This window comes from Bacillus sp. PPSBB_2 (assembly GCF_045291115.1).
Taxonomy (GTDB): Bacteria; Bacillota; Bacilli; order Bacillales; family Bacillaceae_G; genus Bacillus_A; species Bacillus_A cereus.
In genome coordinates, this window is the sequence record NZ_CP147983.1 from 1,840,340 (window position 1) to 1,864,624 (window position 24,285).

Below are 24,285 nucleotides of genomic sequence, written 5' to 3' on the forward strand. Positions count from 1 at the left end.
TATGAAAACATATTATGAAAAAGATGCAAATGTAGAGTTATTACAAGGAAAAACTGTTGCAGTAGTTGGTTATGGATCACAAGGTCATGCGCAAGCACAAAATTTACGTGATTCTGGTGTAGAGGTTGTAGTTGGTGTTCGTCCTGGTAAGTCGTATGAAGTAGCGAAAGCGGATGGATTTGAAGTAATGTCTGTTTCAGAAGCGGTTCGAACCGCACAAGTTGTACAAATGTTATTGCCAGATGAACAGCAAGCTCATGTGTATAAAGCAGAGGTAGAAGAGAATCTTCGTGAAGGACAAATGTTACTTTTCTCACATGGATTTAACATTCACTTCGGACAAATTAATCCGCCAAGTTACGTAGATGTAGCGATGGTCGCACCAAAAAGTCCAGGACATCTCGTTCGCCGTGTATTCCAAGAAGGAAATGGTGTTCCGGCATTAGTCGCAGTACATCAAGATGCTACGGGCACGGCATTAAGCGTAGCACTGGCGTATGCAAAAGGTGTAGGGTGTACACGTGCGGGGGTAATTGAAACGACATTCCAAGAAGAAACCGAAACGGATTTATTCGGTGAGCAAGCTGTACTTTGCGGCGGGGTAACTGCACTTGTGAAGGCCGGGTTCGAAACGTTAACGGAAGGTGGATATCGCCCTGAAATTGCATACTTTGAATGTTTGCATGAATTAAAGCTAATTGTTGACTTAATGTACGAAGGTGGATTAACGACTATGCGCCATTCTATTTCAGATACGGCAGAGTTTGGAGATTATGTAACAGGATCGAGAATTGTTACAGATGAAACGAAGAAGGAAATGAAGCGTGTTTTGACAGAAATTCAGCAAGGTGAATTTGCGAAGAAATGGATTTTAGAAAATCAAGCAGGGCGTCCGACGTATAACGCAATGAAAAAAGCAGAGAAAAATCATCAATTAGAAAAAGTGGGAGCAGAGCTTCGTGAAATGATGAGTTGGATTCATGCACCGAAAGAATTAGTAAAGAAATAGAGTAAGAGAGTATAAATGAAAAATATGTAAGAGGGGATTTGACAAGATGAGAAGTGACATGATTAAAAAAGGTTTTGATAAAGCGCCGCACCGTAGTTTATTAAAAGCAACTGGTTTGAAAGATGAAGATTTTGATAAACCTTTTATAGCGATTTGTAATTCTTTTATTGAAATTATTCCAGGGCATAAACACTTGAACGAGTTTGGGAAACTTGTAAAAGAGGCAGTTCGTGCGGCAGGTATGGTACCATTCGAATTCAATACAATTGGAGTTGACGATGGTATTGCGATGGGGCATATTGGTATGCGTTATTCTCTTCCGAGTCGTGAAATAATTGCAGATTCAGTAGAAACGGTTGTAAATGCACACTGGTTTGACGGCATGATTTGTATCCCAAACTGTGACAAAATTACACCAGGTATGATGATGGCTGCACTACGTATTAATATTCCGACTGTGTTTGTTTCAGGCGGCCCGATGGCAGCAGGAAAAACATCTAAAGGAGAAGTTGTTGATCTGAGTTCCGTTTTTGAAGGAGTAGGAGCTTATCAATCTGGGAAAATTTCAGAAGAAGAATTAAAAGATATTGAAGATCATGGCTGTCCATCTTGTGGATCTTGTTCGGGTATGTTTACCGCGAACTCTATGAATTGTTTATGTGAAGTGTTAGGTTTAGCTCTTCCTGGTAACGGGAGTATTTTAGCAATTGATCCAAGACGTGAAGAGTTAATTAAACAAGCAGCAGAGAAATTGAAAATTTTAATTGAAAGAGATATTAAACCAAGAGACATTGTAACGGAAGAAGCAATTGATGATGCGTTTGCGCTTGATATGGCGATGGGCGGTTCAACAAATACAGTGTTGCATACATTGGCGCTCGCGCAAGAGGCTGGATTAGATTACGATATGAACCGTATTGATGCCGTTTCAAGACGTGTACCACATTTATGTAAAGTAAGCCCTGCTTCCAATTGGCATATGGAAGATATTGATCGTGCGGGCGGGATTAGTGCAATTTTGAAAGAGATGAGCCGGAAAGAAGGAGTACTTCATCTTGATCGAATAACTGCTACGGGGCAAACATTAAGAGAAAATATTGCTGAGGCAGAGATTAAAGATAAGGAAGTTATTCACTCTCTTGAAAACCCTCATAGTGAGGAAGGAGGATTGCGTATATTAAAAGGCAACCTTGCGAAAGATGGAGCGGTTATTAAAAGCGGTGCAACAGAGGTAAAGCGTTTTGAAGGACCTTGCGTTATTTTTAATTCACAAGATGAGGCACTTGCTGGCATTATGCTTGGGAAAGTGAAAAAAGGAGATGTAGTTGTCATTCGTTATGAAGGACCAAGAGGTGGCCCTGGTATGCCAGAAATGTTAGCGCCAACATCAGCAATTGCTGGAATGGGATTAGGTGCTGAGGTTGCATTATTAACGGATGGACGTTTCTCTGGAGCTTCACGTGGAATTTCAGTAGGACATATTTCACCAGAAGCAGCAGCGGGCGGGATGATTGCACTTCTTGAACAAGGGGATATTGTATGTATTGATGTTGAAGAACGTTTGTTAGAAGTAAGAGTGAGTGATGAGGAATTAGAAAAGCGTAAAAAAGAATGGAAACGACCAGAACCGAAAGTGAAAACTGGCTGGCTTGGACGTTATGCACAAATGGTAACATCGGCGAATACAGGGGCTGTTCTGAAAATCCCAAATTTTGATTGAGCCAATTTAAAAGAGATAAGGATGATATATAATGGTGCAAAAGGTAAAGGAGAGAGTGAAAATTGAAGATATCTTAATGGCTCATAATTGCATGAAAGATATCGTTATTAAAACACCGTTACAACGTGATACAGTTTTATCTGAGAAATATGATTGTGACGTTTATGTAAAACGAGAAGACTTACAATTAATTCGCTCTTTCAAAATTCGTGGTGCATACAATTTGATTCAAAGTTTACCGAAAGAAAAGTTACAAAACGGTGTTGTTTGTGCAAGTGCTGGTAATCATGCGCAAGGAGTTGCTTATACATGTAATTTATTGAAGATTCCGTCGAAAATATTTATGCCCACAACAACACCGAAACAAAAAGTATCACAAGTACAATTTTTCGGTGGTGATTTCGCAGAGATTGTATTAGTTGGTGATACATTCGATAGCTCTTTCCAAGAAGCACAGTGTTATTGTGAAGAAAATAGAATGACATTTGTTCATCCGTTTGATAATCCGTATGTCGTTGCTGGTCAAGGGACAGTGGCAGTTGAAATTATGCATGATATGGAGAAACCGGTTGATTATATCTTTACAGCAATCGGTGGTGGTGGATTAGCATCAGGTGTTGGTACATATGTAAAAGGTGTTAGTCCTACTACAAAGGTTATTGGTGTAGAACCGATGGGAGCTGCATCTATGAAAGAGGCTTTTCTTCAAAATGATAATGTCGCATTAGAGAAAATAGATAGTTTTGTTGATGGGGCAGCGGTTAAAAAGGTAGGAAAGTTAACTTTTGAAACTTGTAAAGATGTAATTGATGACATTGTTTTAGTACCAGAGGGAAAAGTTTGTACGACGATTTTAGAACTGTATAAGAAAAATGCGATTGTAGCTGAACCGGCTGGTGCACTCTCTATTGCAGCACTTGATTTATACAGGGATGAAATAAAAGGTAAAACAGTTGTATGTACGCTAAGTGGTGGAAATAATGATATTGATAGAATGCAAGAAATGAAAGAGCGTTCGCTCATTTATGAAGGACTGAAACATTACTTTATCATTGAATTTCCGCAACGTTCAGGTGCGCTAAGAGAATTTCTTGATAAAGGATTAGGACCAGAAGATGACATTACGCGCTTTGAGTATATTAAGAAACATAATAAAGAAAATGGTCCAGCATTAGTCGGAGTAGAATTAAAACATAAAGAAGATTATGAGCAATTAATTACTCGCTTTAAAGAAAATAATATTCAATTTATGGAGCTTAATAAAAACCCTGTTTTGTTTGATTTGCTTATTTAATAGAAGGGAAGAGTTAGCATCTAAATAAAAAAGATAGATACAAGCGAGGAAATATAGTGCTTGTTCTATCTTTTTTATAGTTAAACTAGAACATAAAAGTAGAACTGCTATAGACATTTTATAAATATTCTCTAACAAACTTACATTTTCTAATAAGTCTTTCAGCATGTTTATCACCTATTCTGTAAAGTATATTACAGAGAAATAGATCTTGAACTGTCTAGTTTCGTTTGTTTTTTATTTTCCCTGTATCATCAATTTCTACATCAGTTGAAATTGTTTGTAAATATTGAAGAGCTTTTTTCTTTTCTTCCTCATTTACAGGGGAAACTTGGTTGTTGCGAATGATATAAGGATTGAATGACATTTGGACATCCTTTCCTTTAAAAGTTAAAGTTAATACGCCAGTTTCAGCGCTTTTCCCATTCACATAACTCGGGAATAAAAAGTTACCTAATGAGTAAGCGATAGGAACTTTATTATAATACTCAAATCCTTGTAACCAATGTGGGTGACTCCCGACAATCGCGTTAGCTCCTGCTTCAACCATTTTAGGTACATATTGCTTTTGGTATTCTACCGGACGGTTTGATTTTTCAACGCCCCAATGCATATAGACGATTAAATAGTCTGCATCTTTCTTTTGTTCTTTAATTGTTTTTGTTACAAGATTTAAATCATAGCCATTCGCAACGCCAGGTTTATTTTCACCAGCTACCCAATTAGAATCAGGCATAAATCGAACGAAGGAAAGAAATTTAAATTTTTTCCCTTTTACGGTCATTTCTCGTGCTGTATATGCATCTTTCGCATTTTTTCCGGCTCCAGTGTAAGGGAACTTTAATTTTTCTACGTGAGAAATCGTATCTAATAATCCATCTTGCCCATAATCAAGTGTGTGGTTATTCCCAATATTTACGATGTCATATCCAGTGTTTTTAATAGCTTGTAGTGTAGATGGATCACTTTTAATCCAAAACAGTTGTCCAGGTGCTTTCTTTTCTTTCGTTGTAAATGCCGACTCTAAATTCACAAAAGAAATATCAGCTTTTTTTATTTCTTCTTTTACATGTTGGAATGGGTAATCAGCCCCATTCTTTTCGATTATAGGACGTAATTGCCAATCAAACATTGTATCACCAGAGAAGGTGAGTGTGATTTCTTGGTCTTCTATTTTTTTTTCGCTTTTTGAAGCGGTTTTACTAGATTTGTTTTGTAAATCGGGTTTGTCTTTTGCTTTTGAAATAAAAGAGTAATTGATTAATAAAACAATCGGTGTAATGAAAAAGGCTATTAACAAAAATCGTTTTAGTAAAGTTTTCATGTATACCTTCCCTTTTAATATTATCCCGCAATTAAATTAACACTGAATCTATTAAAGGTAATTAAAGTTACAAAAAATAGCGGGTTATGCAGTGGAAAACATTTGTTAATATTCTCAATATTAAGTTAACATATAGATGACCTGTAAATCAATGTATAAACCAAAATATAGAAATAAAGAATTCGAAGGGTGAAGAATGAGAAATGGTTATATTAGGAGCAGTTGTAAATGGAATTTGTATTATATTTGGTACTTTACTTGGTAAATTATTTAGTAGGATTCCAGAAAGTATGAAAGGGACGATAATGCACGCAATCGGTTTAGCGGTTACTGTGCTTGGGCTTCAAATGGCATTAAAAAGTGAAAACTTTCTTGTTGTCATACTGAGTTTAGTGATTGGTACGGTAATTGGAGAATGGTTACAATTAGAAGAAAAGTTAAAACATTTAGGGGATTGGCTAGAAAATAAAGTTGGATCGAAAGGGAAAGGTAGCATATCAGAAGGTTTTGTAACAGCTACTTTAATTTTTGCAATTGGCGCGATGGGGATACTTGGTGCACTTGACAGTGGGATTCGCGGAAATCATGATATTTTATTTACAAAGGCGATTATCGATGGATTTATTTCTATTATATTAACGACAACTCTAGGAATTGGCGTAGTATTTTCGGCGATTCCAGTTGTTTTATATGAAGGTGGTATTGCAGTTTTTGCAACACAAATTAATAGTTTTGTCTCGAAAGAATTAATGAACCAATTTATAGTGGAGATGACGGCTACGGGCGGCATTATGATATCTGCTATTGGATTGAACTTGCTTAGTATTATTAAAATCAAGGTGGCAAATTTACTTCCAGGTATATTGGTAGTGGGTGTAATTGTTTCAATTATTTATGGTTACGGTTTGTTAGTAAATTAGTAGAGGATGGAAACACATATGGAGGAATTTCAATTTACAAAACGTGTGCATAAAATATTGGAGATTGCAGCAAAAGAGAGTGAGTATAACATAATTCACCCAGTCCATCTGTTTATAGGTATGTGTAAAGAAGGTACAGGAGTTTGCGCTGAGTTATTTATGTATTTGTTTCACAAAGTCGGTCCAGATTTTTTAGAAAAACTTTCGTTACGAAAACAATTCGATTTACATAATCAAGAGTATAAAAAAATAGGGCAATATAAACTATCTTATAAGGCGATAGAAATTTTACAAATAGCGAAGAAACGTATGGAACGCTTTCAGCAAGTAGTAGTAAATGAAGGACATGTTATGTATGCATTATTTCGTGTAGATACAAATATTGGTGGATTTATACATACACAAATGCAAAAAGATATATTACGTATTACAGCTGCACCGAGAGACTTAGCGGTTGATTTAAATCGTTTTAAAGCTATTTATAATACATTATTTTGTCATGTAAGAAGAGTTAGTCCTTCTGATTTTGATAAGTTATCACGATTTGTAGTGGATGAATTTGGTGAACGGTGGTTACAGTCGGTTGATTATGGATTTCGGACATATAACGAAAAGTTACCTATCTATATTGCACAGCAGGAGGAAGTAATAGTTGGTTTCGCCTGTTACGATGTAGTGAGAGGAAAGAAAGGCTTGTTTGGTCCAATGGGCATAGCGAAACAAAATCGTGTGAAAGGTGTAGGAAAAGAATTATTGCATCATTGTTTATATAATATGAAGCAAGATGGATATGAATATGCGATTATTGGACAAGCAGGTCCCATTGAGTTTTACGAGAGAAATTGTAATGCTCGTTTAATACCGATAGATAATAAGTAACCAACTTCATATAGAGGAGTTGGTTTTATTATGAAAATGATGTAGAGATGTATTGGTTTTTACTAGAAAATAGCGGGTTTTGTAGTAAATCTTGCATATAAAGCAAATTACTAAACTTTTTACAAGAAAGGGTGTAGAATGGGTATCTAAAGAAAGAAGGTGTGAAAATGGCCAGCTGGAAACGGAATTTAATGATTTGTTGGCTAGGTTGTTTTACCACTGCAGCCGGTATGAGTTTAGTAATTCCTTTCTTATCTTTTTATATTGAGGAATTAGGAGTAACTGGCACTTCAAGCATTGCACAGTGGTCGGGACTTGCATTTGGTGTAACATTTTTAATGGGTGCGATCGTATCGCCAATATGGGGAAAGCTTGGTGATATACATGGACGGAAATTGATGCTTATTCGTGCTAGCCTCGGTATGGCGATTATTATGACGCTTATGGGGTTTGTAACGGATGTGTATCAACTAGTCGCACTAAGATTTTTAATGGGAGCAGTATCTGGTTTCCTTTCAACAGCGATGACATTTATTGCAGCAGAAACTCCGAAAGAACATTCAGGTTGGGCGATTTCCACAATTTCAACTGGTGGTGTGAGCGGTTCGTTACTTGGCCCGTTACTTGGAGGTTATTTGTCTGAGTTAATTGGAATGCGTCATGTCTTTCTTGTTACAGGAGCTTTTTTATTCCTTTCCTTTCTCATCGTTTTTTTCTTCTTGCATGAAGAAAATCACTCTGCTCAAGCAAAAAAAACACAGCCGAAAAAAGTATGGACGATGGTCCCAGCGAAGCATTTAATTATTAGTTTATTTGTAACAACATTTATTATTCAACTTGCTAATATGTCAGTTCAACCAATTGTTACATTGTACGTGAAAAATTTAGTAGGTCCTCATACTGCACATATTGAAACAATTGCGGGTGCAGTTATGTCAGCGACAGGATTAGCAGTTATTTTGGCAGCACCAAGACTAGGAAGATTATCAGATCATATCGGTCCTCAAAAAACGTTAGTTGTAGCGTTGTTTGCAGCTGGAATTATTTTTATCCCGCAAGCATTTGTAACCTCAGCTTGGCAACTATTAATTCTTCGATTTTTATTAGGTATCGCACAAGCAGGATTATTGCCTTCCGTACAAACTCTACTAAAACAACATACACCAACCCATGTTACGGGACGAATATTTGGATATAATCAGTCGTTTCAGTTTTTAGGAAATATGATTGGGCCAGTGCTCGGGGGACAAATTGCAGCGCATGCAGGCTTCCAATATGTTTTCCTCTCTACATCATCACTATTATTTATTGCGTGTATTTGGGTTTATTTTCATAATAAGAACGAAGAAGTATCAGAGAAACAACGTTTGGAAGTTAGTTAACTAAGTGAATGAAAAAGAAAAAGGATGAAGCAACATGTGCTTCATCCTTTTCTTTAAAATCGAAGACAAAGATAACTTAATGTACCAAGCTCGTAACTACGGTGAATGACTTCACCGCTATTTTCACTACTTCCCATAGCGATAAATAAAGGAACAAAATGTTCTGCTCTTGGTACTGCTAATTGTGCATGAGGAGCATTTTTCTCCCAATTAAACAATGCATCTTTATCGTTATTCTGCATATGTTTAATAATCCAATCATCAAATTCAATTGCCCATTTTTCAGGTGTAGTTTGATTCCATTTCAGTGCTCGTAAATTATGAACGGTAACGCCACTCCCGATTACTAAAATATCTTCTTGTCCGAGTCCTTTAAGTGCTTCTCCAATTTCAAATTGTTCTTTTGCAGAAAGGAATGGATTGACTGATATTTGCACGACAGGAATATTTGCTTCTGGATACATGCGGTGCAGGAGTGTCCATGAACCATGATCTAAACCTCTCGTCATATTATGATGGACTGAAATACCTTTGTTCTTAAATTTTGTTTCTAAAATAGATGCAATATGAGAAGAGCCTTTCGCACGATATTTGATTTCGTATAACTCAGGGGGAAAACCTCCAAAATCATAAATTGTTTCATACTCGTTATCTGATGAGGAAATCGTTAATACTTCACTTTCCCAGTGAGCAGTGAAAATAACAATTGCTTTCGGTTTATATGTTTCTCCAAGTATTTTTAAAAATCGTGTATAGTCTGTATCTTGAATAGCGAGCATAGGCGAACCATGTGCTAAAAATAATGATGGCATCATAATAGTAGAAACCTCCTAAAAATTATATAATTACTTTATGTAAGTAACTATATAATTTTATTTTGAATTCGTCAAGAGATTAGTTTAAAAGCAAGTCTGAAAAATACATCATTTGTCATAATGAAAGCAATTACATATAATATAAAATAAGAAAAGTGAATGGATATTCATTTTCTTAAAGCTATACATAATAGAGTTGGGGGCTGACGAAATGAATGTACAGGAAAGTTTCGTTACGGCATTGGATGGATCGGAAATTTATTTGCGTAAATGGTTACCAGAAGGAGATCCGAGAGGAATTATTCAAATTGCACATGGCATGACAGAGCATGCAGGGGTGTATACAGAATTTGTAGATGCTTTATTGGAAGCAGGGTATGGTGTTTATGCGCATGATCATAAAGGACATGGGAAAACAGTAAAAAAAGAAGAAGATTATGGGCATTTTGAACCAAATATAGGGTGGAATCAAGTTGTATCGGATGTTATCTTTGTTTCAGAAAGGATAAAAGAAGAGCAGTCAAGTCCTTTGTTTTTACTTGGACATAGTATGGGTTCTTTTTTATCAAGACGTGCTGTACAACTTAGGGGTGAACTATACGATGGATTTCTGATTTCAGGAACAGGTGGAAATCCAGGGCTTTTAGGAGCTATTGGTCATAAAGTAGCAACAATCGAAATGAAATTGCGCGGGGCAAAAACGAGAAGTCCAATGTTAAACTTTTTATCTTTTGGAAACTTCAATTCGAACTTTAAGCCAAATCGTACAAAATTTGATTGGTTATCTTCAGATAATAATCAAGTTGATAAATATATTGCGGATCCGTTATGTGGTTTCATTTGTACGACGAGTTTTTACCGAGAATTATTTTCTGGAGTATTAGAAGTAAATAAACTAGAAGAATACAAGAAGACGCCAAAGAATCTTCCAATACATATATTCTCTGGTGATCGTGATCCTGTTGGCGATATGGGGAAAGGTGTAAAAGAAGTATATGAAAACTATAAAAAATGTGGTGTGAAAGACGTGACACTACGTTTATATGAAAATGGTAGACATGAAATGTTTCATGAAGTAAATAAGGATGAAGTATTTAAAGATTTAATTTCGTGGTTAGATGCGCATAATAAATGAGAAAGATAATCCCAAACTGTTTGTAATTTGGGATTATTTATTATACAGAAATAGGGGCAATAAATTCTTAAATTCACTTTACTTAATAAAAAATAAATCTTATTCTATAGTCGTTCAAAAAATAAAGAAATATTGTATGAGAGGAAACCTCACTTTTCTGAAGTGAGGTTTTTTGTAGTAACGAAGTAATAGTGAATAAAACTAATTTTAAAAGTAACCTAAAATCAAACTTTTTATAAAGCAACAGATGCTCGTTCATAATAGTAGTATAATAGTGAATGAGGTGTTAATAGAATGGAAGATAGAACATTAGGTTTATTACTAGATGTTGTTGGGGAATTATTTTCAGATGAAATTTCAATTGCTGTTTCGAATACGAAAGAATATATTTACTATCGGCCAAGTAAACGAATTGATTTAAAGATTAGTGTCGGGGATCCTATAAAGGAAGGAACGATTGCTCATAAAGCGATGGTGATGAATCAAAAAACATCTGAGTTTATGAATCGGGATGTTTTTGGTATTCCTTATCATGGAATGGCTGTACCATTTTCAAACAATGGAAAGCTTGAAGGGTGCGTAACGGCAATTTATCCAGCTTTAACGGATGGAAAGTCAGTCGTTACTTTAAAAACAACAGACGGCTGGATTCCGGTTCCTTTTTCAAAGGTTATGTATTTAGAGGCTAAAGATAAAAAGACGTACGTGAATTCAGAAGAGTTATCAGGAACACATAAATACTCTCTGCAAGAATTCGAATACTTGCTTCCGAAAGATTCATTTATTAGATGTCACCGTTCGTTTATTGTAAATGTTAATCATATTAAAGCGATTTATCCTGATACCCATTCTACTTTTGTACTTTCGATGGATAATGGTGAGAGAGTACCAGTTAGTCAATCATACGCTAGTTATTTCCGTAAGCTTCTAGGATTCTAAATTTTTCTGCTTTAGAACCTAGATTTGCTGTTCTGTCTGAATTTTCGGCATTGTATACTAAAATCCCTATTTTGATAGTGTTAATGTGTAAAATAATTATGAATATTCAATGAGAGAGGGATTACATATGGAGAATAATTTAGATAGAATCAGAGATCAACGTCTAAAAGATCGGGTAGTTACACCTGAAGAAGCAGCCTCCTGGATTCAAAGTGGAATGACTTTAGGCTTAAGTGGGTTTACACGTGCAGGTGATGTAAAAGCAGTCCCATTTGCGCTTGTAAACCGAGTTAAGAATGATGAATCTTTTAAAGTAAATGTTTATACTGGGGCTTCTTTAGGCTCGGATGTAGACAAATTATTTGCTGAGGCAGGAATTTTAGGGAAAAGATTACCTTTCCAAGCTGACGCGACTATGCGAAAAGGAATTAATAACGGAGACTTTTTATTTGTGGATCAACACTTGTCTCATACAGCAGAGTTACTCCGCGCTGACGTTCTGGATATAGATTTCGCTATTTTGGAAGCGGTTGCGATTACAGAGGACGGAATGATTATTCCAACCACTTCAATTGGAAATTCCTTAGCGTTTTCCTTAAATGCTAAGTCTATTATTATTGAAATGAATATGGCTCAATCCGCGCAATTAGAGGGGCTACATGATCTATATGAACCAGGTAAACAAGGGGAGAGGCTTCCAATTCCGCTTGTGAAAACAGATGACCGAATTGGAACAATCGGTATTCCAATTGATCCTGAAAAAGTAAAGGGAATTGTGTTTACGAATCAATTGGATTCGCCATCGACAATTGTTCCTCCGGATGAAGAAACTGTTATTATGGCACAGCATTTAATAGAATTCCTTCGAGAAGAAGTTAAAGTAGGCCGATTAACAAATCGTTTAGCGCCGTTACAATCAGGAATTGGTTCAGTGGCTAACGCCGTATTGCATGGAATGTTAGATTCAGAATTTGAAGATTTAGAAGTATATTCCGAGGTTTTACAAGATGCAGTTTTTGATCTTATGGATGCTGGAAAAGTCAATTTTGCTTCTTGTTGTTCTATCACGCTTTCTGAAGAGAAAATGCAACAAGTATTTTCTAACTTTGAAAAATATCGTGACAAATTAATGATGCGTCCGCAAGAGATTTCCAATCATCCTGAAATCATTCGTCGCCTTGGATTAATCTCAATTAATACTGCATTAGAATTAGATATATACGGAAATGTTAACTCTACTCACGTTTTAGGTACAAAAATGATGAATGGTATTGGTGGGTCTGGTGATTTTGCAAGAAATGCACGCTTAGCTATCTTTGTTACTAAATCGATTGCGAAAGGTGGTAACATTTCAAGTATTGTTCCTTTCGTTTCTCATGTAGACCATACTGAACATGATGTAGATGTTATCGTCACTGAACAGGGGTATGCCGACTTAAGGGGACTTGCGCCAAGAGAAAGAGTGGAACTTATTATTGAGAATTGCGCACATCCAATGTATCGTGATCAACTACGTGCTTATTACGAAGAAGCAAAAACAAGAGGTGGACAAACTCCTCATATTTTAGAAAAAGCTTTTTCTTGGCATACGAATTATGCTAAAAATGGAACAATGCTTGAAGCGGTAGTAGAAACTGTATAGGTTTGTATCGTACAAAATAGTAAAATGAATGAGTGAGTTTGAAGATTAAATTTTAGAAAAAGAGAACGCCAACTTTTAGGGATGGCGTTCTTTTTCTTTAAAAAAATTGTTGAAAATTGTACTGGTTATAATAAAGATTTATAAAAATAATCTCTAATTTATGAAAATAAAAGGTTTTTTGAAGTGCTTTCCGAATCAATTTAGTAGTTTACATATCGAAGGTGAGGAAAAAGAATCATGAAGATAAGAGAAGCGTTATTAAGTGAAGCAAATGAATTAAGTGAACTCGCACTACAATCAAAAGCAACGTGGGATTATAGTGAAGAATTCATACTTGCTTGTAAGGAAGATTTAACAATTACAGAAGAATACATAAAAAATAATTTTGTATATGTTTTAGAAAACGATAATGCGAAGATTGGTTTTTTCTCATTTTTACGTAATGATAAAGCTCTCGATTTCTTGTACATTCATCCTGATTACAAAGGAAAAGGTTACGGGAAAATACTTTGGGAGTATGTAATAGAAAAAGCCAATGAACTAGGATTAAAAAGTTTTACGATTGATAGTGATCCGAATGCAAAAGGATATTACTTGAAAATGGGAGCACAGTTAATAGGAGAGACACCATCAACTGTCTTTAAGGGTCGTGTACTGCCTCTTTTGAAATATGATGTGTAAAACTATTAATAGTAGGGGAAGATTAGAATGGATGATGTAAAGGAAAAAAGAATATATGAAGCACTAATAAAATCGTGGTCGATTGAAACAAGTTCAAAGTGGATAATTGAAAACCCAGCAAAGGGACAATGTGGTGTTACAGCTCTTGTCGTTCAAGACATATATGGAGGAGAAATTAAAAAGACAAAAGTAAGAGAGGTATGGCACTTTTATAACTTTATAGATGGGCAGAGATTTGATTTTACAGAGACTCAATTCAATGGGAAATTGAATTATATGGATGAAAAGTCAAATCGGGAAGAAGCATTTGCAGATACAAATGAAAAACAATATAGCATTTTGAAGGGAAAAATAACGAAAGAATTAAAATTATCTTTTGACTCTTAATCTTTAATAAGTTACTATAATGGTGGTAACTTATTAAAGGGAACTTCATAGAGTTGAAAGGGGAAATACTTTTGAAAACAACTTATGTAAACGCTACAATTGTAACGATGAATGAACAAAACGAAGTGATAGAAAATGGATATATCATTGTAGAAAATGATCAAATTATAGATGTAAAGAGCGGAGAATTCGCTAATGATTTTGAAGTAGATGAAGTAATTGACATGAAAGGAAAGTGGGTTTTACCAGGGCTTGTAAATACACATACACACGTTGTAATGAGTCTCCTAAGAGGTATTGGCGATGATATGTTATTACAGCCGTGGCTTGAGACGAGAATTTGGCCACTGGAAAGTCAATTTACTCCCCAAATTGCGGTCGCTAGTACGGAATTAGGATTACTTGAGATGGTGAAAAGTGGTACAACATCATTCTCTGACATGTTTAATCCAATTGGAGTAGATCAAGACGCAATTATGGAAACGGTATCAAGGAGCGGGATGCGAGCTGCTGTTTCAAGGACTTTATTTAGCTTCGGAACGAAAGACGATGAAAAGAAAGCGATTGAAGAAGCTGAGAAATATGTGAAGCGTTACTATAACGAAAGTGGCATGTTAACTACGATGGTTGCACCACATAGTCTATATACATGTAGTACAGAATTGTTAGAAGAGTGCGCACGGATTGCAGTAGAGAATCAAACAATGGTTCATATCCACCTTTCTGAAACAGAGCGTGAAGTACGTGATATTGAAGCACAGTACGGAAAACGTCCAGTAGAATATGCAGCGAGCTGCGGATTGTTTAAACGCCCAACAGTTATTGCACACGGTGTAGTATTAAATGATGATGAGCGTGCATTTTTAGCAGAACATGATGTTCGAGTAGCACATAACCCAAATAGTAATTTAAAACTAGGTTCTGGTATAGCGAATGTAAAAGCGATGCTAGAAGCAGGAATAAAAGTAGGAATTGCAACAGATAGTGTTGCATCTAACAATAATTTAGACATGTTTGAAGAAATGCGCATAGCGACTTTATTACAAAAAGGTATTCACCAAGATGCAACAGCATTACCAGTTGAAACAGCTCTTACACTTGCGACTAAAGGGGCTGCTGAAGTAATCGGGATGAAACAAACAGGGTCACTAGAAACTGGTAAGTGTGCTGATTTTATTACGATTGACCCGTCTAATAAGCCGCATTTACAACCAGCGGATGAAGTGTTATCACACCTTGTATATGCTGCTAGTGGAAAAGATATAAGCGATGTAATTATTAACGGAAAACGTGTCGTTTGGAATGGCGAATGTAAAACGTTAGATGAAGAGCGTATTATATTTGAAGCAAGTCGTTATAAACGAGGTCTGCAAAGATAGATAATTATGTGGCAGTTGAAAAAGCTATCCTTTTAAAAGGATAGCTTTTTTCTTGAACGAATAAATATTCAAAAGAATGTCGCATCTTTCTGTTAGTATTTCTGCTATAATATATTACGCTTTATAATATTTTATATTTAAGGAGAACAACTCATGAAGCGAAAAAAGAGCCATTTAATGGTAATGGCACTTGTTACATCTTTATTATTAACAGCTTGTAATAATAAAGCGGATAAAAGTGACATAGAGGTTAAAAAACAAGTGTTAAATGTAACAGTATCAGAAGAAATTCCTTCTCTGGACACTGTGAAAACAACAGATGGTACATCAGCACACATTATGCAGAATATATTTGAAGGGTTATATGTATTAAACGATCAAGATCAGCCTACTCCAGCCATAGCAAAATCGTTTAAAAGAAGTGAAGATGGTAAGAAATATACATTTGACTTGCGTAAAGATGCAAAATGGTCAAATGGGGATAATGTAACAGCAAATGATTTTATATTTGCTTGGAAACGTGCAATTAACCCTGAAACAGCTTCTCAATATGCGTCCATGCTCTTTTATGTAAAAAATGCGAAAGAGATCAATAAGGGAACAATGCCTCTTGATGCACTTGGGGTTAAAGCGATAAATAATTATACGTTAGAAGTTGAACTCGAACAGCCAGTTCCGTATTTTTTACAGTTGTTAGCACTACCTATATACTTACCACAGCATGAATCATTTTTGAAAGAACAAGGAAACAATTATGCATTGGAACCTAGTAATCTCATATATAACGGTCCATTTGTATTAGAAAAATGGAAGCATGAACAAGAGTTTCAATTAAAGAAAAATACTACATATTGGGATCGAAAGAAAGTGAAATTAGATGAAATAAACTTTCATATCCTAAAGGATACAATGACAGCTGTAAATTTATATGAAGCCGGAGATTTGGATCGAGTACCTATTAATTCGCAAGTTGTAGACAAGTATAAAGGGAATAAGGAATTACATATGTCGAGTGATCCTGGAATTGCTATGCTTCGTTTTAATGAAAAAAATAACGCGTTAGCAAATAAAAAGGTGCGTCAATCTATTTCATTAGCGTTAAATAAAGATGATTTCGTTGCTCACTTTATTAATAACGGAGCAAAACCTGCAAGTGGACTTGTACCAGTTGGTCATGTAAATGAAGTGACTGGTAAAGATTTTAGAAAAGAAAATGGAGATATTTCCTCATATGATTTGCAAAATGCGAAAAAACTTTGGGAAGAAGCGAAAAAAGAGCTTGGGGTAGAACAAGTAAACCTAGGGTTCTTAACGTTCGAACAAGATAACGCAATACGTATGGCAGAATATATAAAAGGTGATTTAGAGAAGAATTTGCAAGGACTCGCGATACAAATTAAACAACAGCCATTTAAGCAAAAATTACAGTTAGAACAAATAGGTGATTACGATATAACTATGGCAAATTGGGGACCTGACTATAAAGACCCAATTAGTTATTTAGAGTTATTTACGACAGGGAATCCGAATAATAAAATGAATTATTCTAATGTTCGTTACGATGAATTAATAAAGAAAGCGAAAACGGATTTTGTACTAGATACGGAAAAACGATGGGAAGCGTTGCGAGAAGCCGAGCAGGTATTATTAGAAGATGCTGCGGTGGCGCCGCTTTATCATATTGGCTCAGCATATGTACAAAAGGATTATGTAAAAGGAATTGAAAAGCATCAATTTGGTGGTATTTATACTTATAAGAATGCTTATATTGCTAATGAATAAATACAAAAAACCTTACTTTTTAAAAGTAAGGTTTTTTACACATAAATTCTATTAAACTGATTTTAATAAAGCGTAAAAATTCGTATCATATGGGATATCATCTTGATACATATAATTTTTTAGAACGCCTTCTTTTTCAAAACCTAATTTTAATAGTACTTTATTGGAAGCTTCATTTTCAAGAAATACAATTGCTCCAATCCGCTTTAAATGAATCGTATGGAAACCGTATGATATAACCTCAGAAACAGCTTCAGTCGCATATCCTTTTCCCCAGTGTTCAGGCAAAAAGGCATAACTTATATTGGCTCGTTTATGCTCAGAAGACCAATCGTGAAAACCAATGGTACCGATGAGTTCTTTCTTGTCTTTTAATTCGATTCCCCATTTTATACCGCTTCTTGCATTGTAACTCAACTTAAAGTTATGAATGATTTGTTTCACTTGATCAACATCTTGTAACGGTTTTTGGCCATAATAGCGCAGTACATTAGTATTAGAAAAGCATTGTAGTATACGCGGTGCATCTTCTTCGGTAAGTTCTCTTAAAATAAGTCTTTCAGTTTTTAATAAAGGAAACATATTTTCGCTCCTTTTCACATGAAAATAGAATGTATTTGTTATTATATAATTTAATCTGAAAATAAAGATTATTCAAGGTGTAAGGGTAGATTTGATTTATGATAAACTTAGATGTGGAATATATTTCAAAAAAGAGGTTTGGAAATGGAAAAAAATTCGATATTAATTGTAGATGACGATAAAGATATTATTCAATTTATTAATGTGAATTTAAAACAAGAAGGTTTTAAAGTTTTTAGTGCTCATAACGGAGAAGTGGCTTTAGAAATAATAAATAATAACAGTATTCAACTTGCTATTTTGGATATTATGATGCCTCAAATGGATGGTATAGAACTTTGTAGAAGGATTAGAGAGAAACATAGTTTACCAATTATGTTTTTAAGCGCGAAATCATCGGATGTAGATAAGGTAATTGGATTTAGTACTGGGGCAGATGATTATATTGTGAAGCCGTTCAGTACAATTGAATTTATAGCAAGAGTGAAAGCTCAATTAAGAAGGTATACATATTTCAATCAAAATGCTCCCCAAGTAATGGAAAAGAAAATAAATATTAGAGGTTTAGAAATAGATGAAGTGTCGAGAACAGTAATGTTATATGGAGAGAGAATCAATCTTACGAAAACTGAATATGATATTTTACACTTAATGGCAGCTGCAAGGAATCGTGTGTTCACAATTGAAGAAATATATGAGAGCGTTTGGAACGAAAGAGCCTATGAAAGTAATAATACAGTAATGGTTCATATTGCAAGATTGAGAAATAAAATTGAAGAGAATCCAAAAGAACCGAAGTTTATACAAAATGTTTGGGGAGTCGGATATAAAATTGAAGATTAAATCATTACAAGGCATTAGAGCTAAGTTTTTTATCGCATTCATATGTAGCATCTTGTTAGCGACTGTAAGTATAATAGTGTTTCAAATTTTGGTTGGAAATATATATAGTCAGGTTAATGTTTTAGAGGAAAAATATTCATTTTTATATTTTATAGTTTTTTTGATTTTTACTACAACATACTTTGCATTAATGACAAAAACACTGATGAAAAGGTTGTCTCAAATTAACAAGAACGTGAAGGAAATAAGTGACGGTAATTTTGAAATACATATACCTATTTTGAAAAATGACGAGATTGGTGAACTAGCGGCAAATGTTAATAGAATGGCGAAAAGTTTAAAAGAGTCTATCGAGAATGAAAAAAAATCACAGGAAATGAAAAATGAAATGATTAGTAATATTTCTCATGACTTACGAACGCCAGTAACATCTTTAATCGGTTATGCGGACCTGTTAGGAAATAAACTTCATTCGAATGGAGAAGAATGTGAACAGTATGTAAGTATATTAAAGCGAAAAAGTTATGAATTAAAAAATCAAGTAGATGATTTATTAGAATACTGTCAAATAAATTATAGAGAGATTGAATTACATAAAGATGAAGTAGATATGAAAGCATTAATTGAACAAATCATGATTGACTTTGTACCACAATTAGATGATGCCAATATGAGCTTTTATATTAAAAGTGATGAAGTGCTACATGTAGAAGTTGATGTGACACTTATAGTGAGACTATTTGAAAATGTAATAGGTAATAGTATTATGTACGGGAGAGATGGAAAGGGAATTGCAATTGAAATTTTCAATAAAACAATGAATGTTGAAGTAGAAATTAAAAATTTTGGACAATGCATTCCGAAAGAGGACCTTCCTTACATTTTTGAGAATTTTTATCGTAGTGAAAAATCACGTAGTTCTCATACGGGCGGTAAAGGAATAGGACTTGCAATTTCAAAAAGTATAGCCGAGCTCCATCAAGGGGATATCACTGTACGTAGTAATGATAAAGAAACAGTTTTTACTGTGAAATTACCGCAGTATAAAAAAGTAAGAAAGTCGTAAGTATTTCTTTTATATGTCGTAATTTTTACTTTGTATCATTGAGAAAAAGGATATGAGAGTAGGGATGCGACATGTGGAAGAAATTTTTATTAGTAATTATAGTTTCTTTTTTAATTATAAGTTGGATCTTAGTTTATGTAGCTAATGGTGTTACATCAGTCTTTGTTTGGTGGAGTATACAGGCTTTTAGTGTAATTTCCGTTTTTCTCTTAATAGGATCAATAATAATATTTTTTTGGAAAGGCATTTTTAGAAAGCGGATAGATAGAACGCTATTTTTAATCATTCTGTTTTCTATAATTGGAGCTTGGCCTTTCGGTTGGTTTGCTAATATAGGTAGAATTGCTTACCCAGCAGATATACAATCTATGAGTCCTAAAGTAGTAGTTCGTCTTCCTTTGAAGGAACGAGCATTAATCGGTTGGGGTGGTGATCGGTTAGAAACGAACTATCACGTTATAAAACCAAATGAAAGGTGGGCATATGATATTCTCATTCCACCTGCTGAAGTGAAAAGTAGTAAGTTAGAGGATTACGGAATATATGGAGCAAAAGTAATGGCGCCAGCTTCTGGGACGGTTGTATCAATTAATAATAATGAACAAGATTTAGTTCCGGGATCGGATAATTTTCAGTCAATGGCTGGTAATCATATTTATTTACGACTAGATGAAACGGGCACATTTTTGTTCCTTGGTCATTTAAAGAAAGGCTCAATTAAAGTAAAAGAAGGGCAACGTGTAAATGAAGGGGATATTCTTGCGCAAGTTGGTAACTCAGGAAGTTCAAGTGAGCCGCATTTACATATTCATCATCAAAGGCAAGATCCGTCCAAAGTAAGTATGTTTTTTGCGGAAGGATTGCCACTTTACTTTCGAACTGAAAATGGTGTGATGATGCCGGAAAGAGGGGCATACATAAGTGGTAACTAGAAGAAAATCATTTCATCCAAAAAGGGTATTCCAAATTAAAATTGGAATACCCTTTTTCATTACCCTACAAATGTTTGATACAGTAAGAAGATATTTAAAACGATAACGAGAGCAGCAATTATCCATGCGATAAATGTTGTTATGCGGTGGTTAACGAGTGCACCCATAATCTTTTTATTACTTGTAAACATAATAAGTGGCACTAATGCAAATGCAATACCGAATGATAAGACGACTTGGCTCATGACTAGAGCGTATGTTGGATTTACACCTAAAGCGATAATTACTAGTGGTGGAATCATTGTAATAAATCGGCGTAAATATAACGGAATATGCATGCGAATGAAACCTTGCATAATAATATCACCCGACATTGTACCGACAGAAGAGCTAGATAGTCCTGCTGATAAAAGTCCAATCCCAAATAATGCAGCCGATACAGGACCTACTAAATTGGTAAATTGAGTGTAAGCAACATCTAAATCTTCAACGTGCAAGCCATTTTTAAAAAATAGTGCAGCTGCTACAATTAACATACTTGCATTAATTGCTCCAGCAATAACCATTGCAATAATAATATCGATAAATTCGAAACGAAAAATCTTTTTCTTTTGTTCGTCAGTTGTTCCGACCACACGGCGTTGTGTTAATGCAGAATGCAAGTATATTGCATGCGGCATAACTGTCGCACCTAAAATCCCTGCTGCAAGTAATATACTGTCTACACCTTGGAATTTTGGAATAAATAGTCCTGAAAGAAGGGGACTTAATTCTGGTTTTGCATAAAAAACTTGAATCCCAAAAGCAATTACTACAATGAAAATCATTCCTGTAATAATAGCTTCTAGTGGACGAAATCCTCTACGTTGAAATTCAAGGATAATAAATGATCCGGCTGCTGTAATTAAAGCGGCAGGTAGCATGGGGATTCCAAATAGTAAGTAAAGCCCCAATGCAGCTCCAATAAATTCCGCTAAATCTGTAGCCATAATAACTAGTTCACCTTGTATCCATAAGCCGATAGACACAGGCTTTGGAAAGTTTTCACGAGCTATTTCGGGTAAATTGTTTCCTGTAGCAATTCCTAATTTAGCCGATAAAGTTTGGATTAATACAGCCATTAAGTTAGAAGCGAGTATAACCCATAATAGTAAATATCCATATTGTGAACCAGCTGCGATATTTGTAGCAAAGTTGCCAGGATCAATATAAGCAACGGACGCGATAAAAGCGGGCCCTAAAAATGGTAACAGTCTTTTCCAGCCTTTTGTTTCTCCACTTAAAGCTAAGTGAGCTGATTGTACGGTTGTACTTTCAGAAGGGAGATGTTCATCTTTTGTTATATCTTTATTCATAGTAGTTTTCCCCTCGTAGAATATAGTTTAGATCAGTATTTCTGCTTTCTAATTACCCTGATTTTAAAAAAAATAGATAACAAGATTCCTTACGGAATTTGTTTCGATATTATTGAATTTCCCAGATACAATGGATGTATGGAAAGGATCCATCGGGAATTTGCTCATTTCCCCTGTAGCTCTGTCTACGATAAAAAGTCTGTTACCCGAGCCATTGCTATCACTACCAACACACTAGCTGTTTCGATAACTGATTGGGCTTTTGGATAGTAGTTCAAAAGGTNACTTAGTTGAGGCTGCCAATTCAGTAAGAAGATATTTGCCTGAATATCAAGCATTTTATCAAAAGAAATACAAAGAAACACCCAAACATCAACACAAAAGAGCCATCGTCTTAACCGCAAGAAAATTTGTGCGTCTGGTGGATACGCTACTACGTAACCATCAACTCTACACGCCACCAAGGAGCGTGATAGAAAAATAACACTTTGTTATTGACGCAATCTTGGAAACGGCCCGAAAAAATTTCATTTTTGGTCGGGTCTATTTCCGTATGCTGAAAAAATCGCACCTAGAAAAAATCAGTCTTGTTTTACTCTTGACTTATTACCACTAGACTTTAAAATGTTAACTTGATGAAATTATTGTATTTATTCTTACTCATTATTTCAATACATTTAAATATGTTATATGATAATTTCATTTGAACACGAAAGTTTCCTTAATGCAAATTATATGCCTTTATGCAATAGATGGTGTGATAACGTAAAATAAATTGGGAGTTTATGGTGTGATGACGTGGGGAAACATAATAAATTAAAGGGTCAATTTTGAAATTTATGTGAACATAAAGCCGATAATCCAGCATATTAATTGATGGAATTGCATTTGTATGATATATAATATATTGGGATTACAACATAACCATAGTGTTTTGATGTGTAATCTTGTTTTTTATTTTTGTTAACTGATAGAAAATAGTATAAAGAAAAGAAAATGGGATTCATTTTCTTATTATATATGTTTTGATATGAACGTTAACTTATACATGATTTTAAAAATTAGATAGGTGGTAGAAATACATTGGCAACTACAAAACCATACAGAGTATTACTATATTACATGTACACAACAATTGAAAACCCAGAAGAATTCGCGGCAGAGCATTTAGAATTTTGTAATTCACTTGAATTAAAAGGAAGAATTCTTGTAGCGAAAGAAGGTATTAACGGAACTTGTTCTGGAACTGTAGAACAAACAGAGAAATACATGGAAGCAATGAACAATGATCCACGTTTTGACGGTATCGTATTTAAAATAGATGAAGCTGATGGTCATGCATTCAAGAAAATGCACGTGCGTCCTCGTCCAGAGTTAGTTACACTTCGTCTAGAAGATGACATTAACCCACACGAAATAACTGGCAAGTATTTAGAACCAAAAGATTTTTATGAAGCAATGAAACAAGAAGATACAGTTATCATTGATGCACGAAATGATTATGAGTTTGATTTAGGTCACTTCAAAGGTGCGATTAAACCTGATATCGAATCATTCCGTGAATTACCAGATTGGATTCGTGAAAATAAAGAAGTACTTGAAGGTAAAAAGATTTTAACTTATTGTACAGGCGGAATTCGTTGTGAGAAGTTTTCTGGTTGGTTAGTTCGTGAAGGCTATGAAGATGTAAGTCAGCTTCACGGCGGAATTGTAACGTACGGAAAAGACCCAGAGGTACAAGGTGAGCTTTGGGATGGACAATGTTACGTGTTCGATGAGCGTATTGCTGTACCAGTAAACCAAAAAGAACATGTTATCGTTGGTAAAGACCACTTTACAGGTGAACCTTGTGAGCGCTATGTAAACTGTTCAAATCCAGAATGTAATAAGAAAATTTTATGTTCTGAAGAAAACGAAGCGAAATATTTACGTGCATGTTCTCATGAATGTCGTGTAAGTCCACGTAACCGCTACGTAATACAACATGAATTAACGGAAGAGCAAGTAGCTGCTGCATTAGAGCAAATCGAAGCAGGGAAGTAAACTGAATTCGTATAATAAAAGGGGTACTCCAAGTTTAATTTTGGAGCACCCTTTTTTTATTATACGGTCCTGTTATTTGTCGGTAAGTCGATATATTAAAAAAATCGCTGATATATTTCGAGTTGCGCCGATATAATGGGAAAATCGCTGATAAAAATTCACTTACTGCAGCGGGC

Annotated in this window: 22 protein-coding genes and 1 pseudogene; 18 read left to right on the forward strand and 5 right to left on the reverse strand. The window is 35.0% G+C overall.

Annotation, left to right across the window (positions count from 1 at the left end):
* The first annotated feature begins 1 nt into the window (after position 1).
* From ilvC to ilvA, 3 genes are read left to right on the forward strand one after another with little or no spacing between them, the layout of a single operon-like run.
* Entirely contained in the window at positions 2 to 1,009 is a 1,008-nt protein-coding gene (gene ilvC, locus V6946_RS09290; RefSeq protein WP_006918218.1) for a ketol-acid reductoisomerase, read from the forward strand.
* Between the two features lie 46 nt (positions 1,010 to 1,055).
* Positions 1,056 to 2,729, forward strand: coding sequence for a dihydroxy-acid dehydratase (gene ilvD / locus V6946_RS09295; RefSeq protein WP_001255815.1), 1,674 nt, complete (start codon positions 1,056 to 1,058; stop codon positions 2,727 to 2,729).
* Between the two features lie 31 nt (positions 2,730 to 2,760).
* Positions 2,761 to 4,023 (forward strand): threonine ammonia-lyase IlvA, encoded by a 1,263-nt coding sequence (gene ilvA, locus V6946_RS09300; RefSeq protein WP_006918220.1) that lies wholly within the window; start codon positions 2,761 to 2,763, stop codon positions 4,021 to 4,023.
* On the opposite strand, the gene V6946_RS09305 is transcribed toward ilvA, so the two are convergent.
* Together V6946_RS09305 and V6946_RS09310 are read right to left on the reverse strand one after the other, a co-directional pair.
* Complete coding sequence (locus V6946_RS09305; RefSeq protein ID WP_016122285.1) at positions 3,943 to 4,191, reverse strand: hypothetical protein; 249 nt, start codon at positions 4,189 to 4,191, stop codon at positions 3,943 to 3,945. The genes ilvA and V6946_RS09305 overlap by 81 nt on opposite strands.
* 52 nt (positions 4,192 to 4,243) lie before the next feature.
* The gene (locus tag V6946_RS09310) at positions 4,244 to 5,347 is read right to left on the reverse strand and encodes a CapA family protein (protein ID WP_006918222.1); all 1,104 of its coding nucleotides are present in this window, start codon (positions 5,345 to 5,347) and stop codon (positions 4,244 to 4,246) included.
* A gap of 203 nt (positions 5,348 to 5,550) precedes the next feature.
* Between V6946_RS09310 and V6946_RS09315 the strand changes: the two genes are divergently transcribed.
* The 3 genes from V6946_RS09315 to V6946_RS09325 all read left to right on the forward strand — a co-directional run bounded on the left by V6946_RS09315 (position 5,551) and on the right by V6946_RS09325 (position 8,528).
* Positions 5,551 to 6,267 carry a DUF554 domain-containing protein gene (locus V6946_RS09315; RefSeq protein WP_000236032.1) on the forward strand — a complete coding sequence of 239 codons (717 nt, stop codon included), beginning with the start codon at positions 5,551 to 5,553 and terminating at the stop codon, positions 6,265 to 6,267.
* An 18-nt stretch (positions 6,268 to 6,285) separates the two neighbouring features.
* The gene (locus V6946_RS09320) at positions 6,286 to 7,146 is read left to right on the forward strand and encodes a GNAT family N-acetyltransferase (protein WP_000390856.1); all 861 of its coding nucleotides are present in this window, start codon (positions 6,286 to 6,288) and stop codon (positions 7,144 to 7,146) included.
* Positions 7,147 to 7,313: 167 nt separating this feature from the next.
* On the forward strand, positions 7,314 to 8,528 hold the full coding sequence (locus V6946_RS09325) for a multidrug efflux MFS transporter (protein WP_000179302.1): 1,215 nt from the start codon (positions 7,314 to 7,316) through the stop codon (positions 8,526 to 8,528).
* Positions 8,529 to 8,581: 53 nt separating this feature from the next.
* Here the strand turns inward: V6946_RS09325 and V6946_RS09330 are convergent, their stop codons facing one another.
* Positions 8,582 to 9,343, reverse strand: a complete 762-nt coding sequence (locus V6946_RS09330; RefSeq protein WP_006918225.1) for a class III extradiol ring-cleavage dioxygenase — start codon at positions 9,341 to 9,343, stop codon at positions 8,582 to 8,584.
* Between the two features lie 211 nt (positions 9,344 to 9,554).
* On the opposite strand from V6946_RS09330, the gene V6946_RS09335 reads away from it, so the two are divergent.
* The 7 genes from V6946_RS09335 (at position 9,555) to V6946_RS09365 (ending at position 17,288) form a co-directional block, all read left to right on the forward strand.
* Positions 9,555 to 10,478 carry an alpha/beta hydrolase gene (locus tag V6946_RS09335; protein WP_006918226.1) on the forward strand — a complete coding sequence of 308 codons (924 nt, stop codon included), beginning with the start codon at positions 9,555 to 9,557 and terminating at the stop codon, positions 10,476 to 10,478.
* Between the two features lie 294 nt (positions 10,479 to 10,772).
* The gene (locus V6946_RS09340) at positions 10,773 to 11,417 is read left to right on the forward strand and encodes a LytTR family DNA-binding domain-containing protein (protein WP_000390211.1); all 645 of its coding nucleotides are present in this window, start codon (positions 10,773 to 10,775) and stop codon (positions 11,415 to 11,417) included.
* A gap of 127 nt (positions 11,418 to 11,544) precedes the next feature.
* Positions 11,545 to 13,059: an acetyl-CoA hydrolase/transferase family protein gene (locus V6946_RS09345; RefSeq protein WP_000429811.1), complete on the forward strand. Its 1,515-nt coding sequence runs from the start codon at positions 11,545 to 11,547 to the stop codon at positions 13,057 to 13,059.
* A 237-nt stretch (positions 13,060 to 13,296) separates the two neighbouring features.
* On the forward strand, positions 13,297 to 13,740 hold the full coding sequence (locus tag V6946_RS09350; RefSeq protein WP_000701909.1) for a GNAT family N-acetyltransferase: 444 nt from the start codon (positions 13,297 to 13,299) through the stop codon (positions 13,738 to 13,740).
* A gap of 27 nt (positions 13,741 to 13,767) precedes the next feature.
* Complete coding sequence (locus tag V6946_RS09355) at positions 13,768 to 14,127, forward strand: hypothetical protein (RefSeq protein ID WP_000342902.1); 360 nt, start codon at positions 13,768 to 13,770, stop codon at positions 14,125 to 14,127.
* A gap of 53 nt (positions 14,128 to 14,180) precedes the next feature.
* On the forward strand, positions 14,181 to 15,506 hold the full coding sequence (locus V6946_RS09360) for a bifunctional S-methyl-5'-thioadenosine deaminase/S-adenosylhomocysteine deaminase (protein WP_366981855.1): 1,326 nt from the start codon (positions 14,181 to 14,183) through the stop codon (positions 15,504 to 15,506).
* Positions 15,507 to 15,659: 153 nt separating this feature from the next.
* Positions 15,660 to 17,288, forward strand: coding sequence for a peptide ABC transporter substrate-binding protein (locus tag V6946_RS09365; RefSeq protein ID WP_000823500.1), 1,629 nt, complete (start codon positions 15,660 to 15,662; stop codon positions 17,286 to 17,288).
* A 51-nt stretch (positions 17,289 to 17,339) separates the two neighbouring features.
* Here the strand turns inward: V6946_RS09365 and V6946_RS09370 are convergent, their stop codons facing one another.
* On the reverse strand, positions 17,340 to 17,870 hold the full coding sequence (locus tag V6946_RS09370) for a GNAT family N-acetyltransferase (RefSeq protein ID WP_000484225.1): 531 nt from the start codon (positions 17,868 to 17,870) through the stop codon (positions 17,340 to 17,342).
* 144 nt (positions 17,871 to 18,014) lie between these two features.
* Between V6946_RS09370 and V6946_RS09375 the strand changes: the two genes are divergently transcribed.
* The 3 genes from V6946_RS09375 (at position 18,015) to V6946_RS09385 (ending at position 20,711) form a co-directional block, all read left to right on the forward strand.
* The gene (locus tag V6946_RS09375) at positions 18,015 to 18,713 is read left to right on the forward strand and encodes a response regulator transcription factor (protein WP_006918228.1); all 699 of its coding nucleotides are present in this window, start codon (positions 18,015 to 18,017) and stop codon (positions 18,711 to 18,713) included.
* A complete protein-coding gene (locus V6946_RS09380; RefSeq protein WP_176397778.1) occupies positions 18,679 to 19,779 on the forward strand; it encodes a HAMP domain-containing sensor histidine kinase in 1,101 nt (366 codons plus the stop codon). The genes V6946_RS09375 and V6946_RS09380 overlap by 35 nt, the downstream gene beginning before the upstream one ends.
* A 71-nt stretch (positions 19,780 to 19,850) precedes the next feature.
* The gene (locus tag V6946_RS09385) at positions 19,851 to 20,711 is read left to right on the forward strand and encodes a M23 family metallopeptidase (protein WP_033691928.1); all 861 of its coding nucleotides are present in this window, start codon (positions 19,851 to 19,853) and stop codon (positions 20,709 to 20,711) included.
* 59 nt (positions 20,712 to 20,770) lie between these two features.
* Here the strand turns inward: V6946_RS09385 and V6946_RS09390 are convergent, their stop codons facing one another.
* Positions 20,771 to 22,066, reverse strand: a complete 1,296-nt coding sequence (locus tag V6946_RS09390) for an Nramp family divalent metal transporter (protein ID WP_001030679.1) — start codon at positions 22,064 to 22,066, stop codon at positions 20,771 to 20,773.
* A 286-nt stretch (positions 22,067 to 22,352) separates the two neighbouring features.
* On the opposite strand from V6946_RS09390, the pseudogene V6946_RS09395 reads away from it, so the two are divergent.
* Both V6946_RS09395 and V6946_RS09400 read left to right on the forward strand, forming a co-directional pair.
* Positions 22,353 to 22,550, forward strand: a pseudogene (locus tag V6946_RS09395) (IS110 family transposase); the annotation flags it as partial.
* A gap of 599 nt (positions 22,551 to 23,149) precedes the next feature.
* Positions 23,150 to 24,109 carry a rhodanese-related sulfurtransferase gene (locus tag V6946_RS09400; protein ID WP_000246231.1) on the forward strand — a complete coding sequence of 320 codons (960 nt, stop codon included), beginning with the start codon at positions 23,150 to 23,152 and terminating at the stop codon, positions 24,107 to 24,109.
* Positions 24,110 to 24,285: the final 176 nt, after the last annotated feature.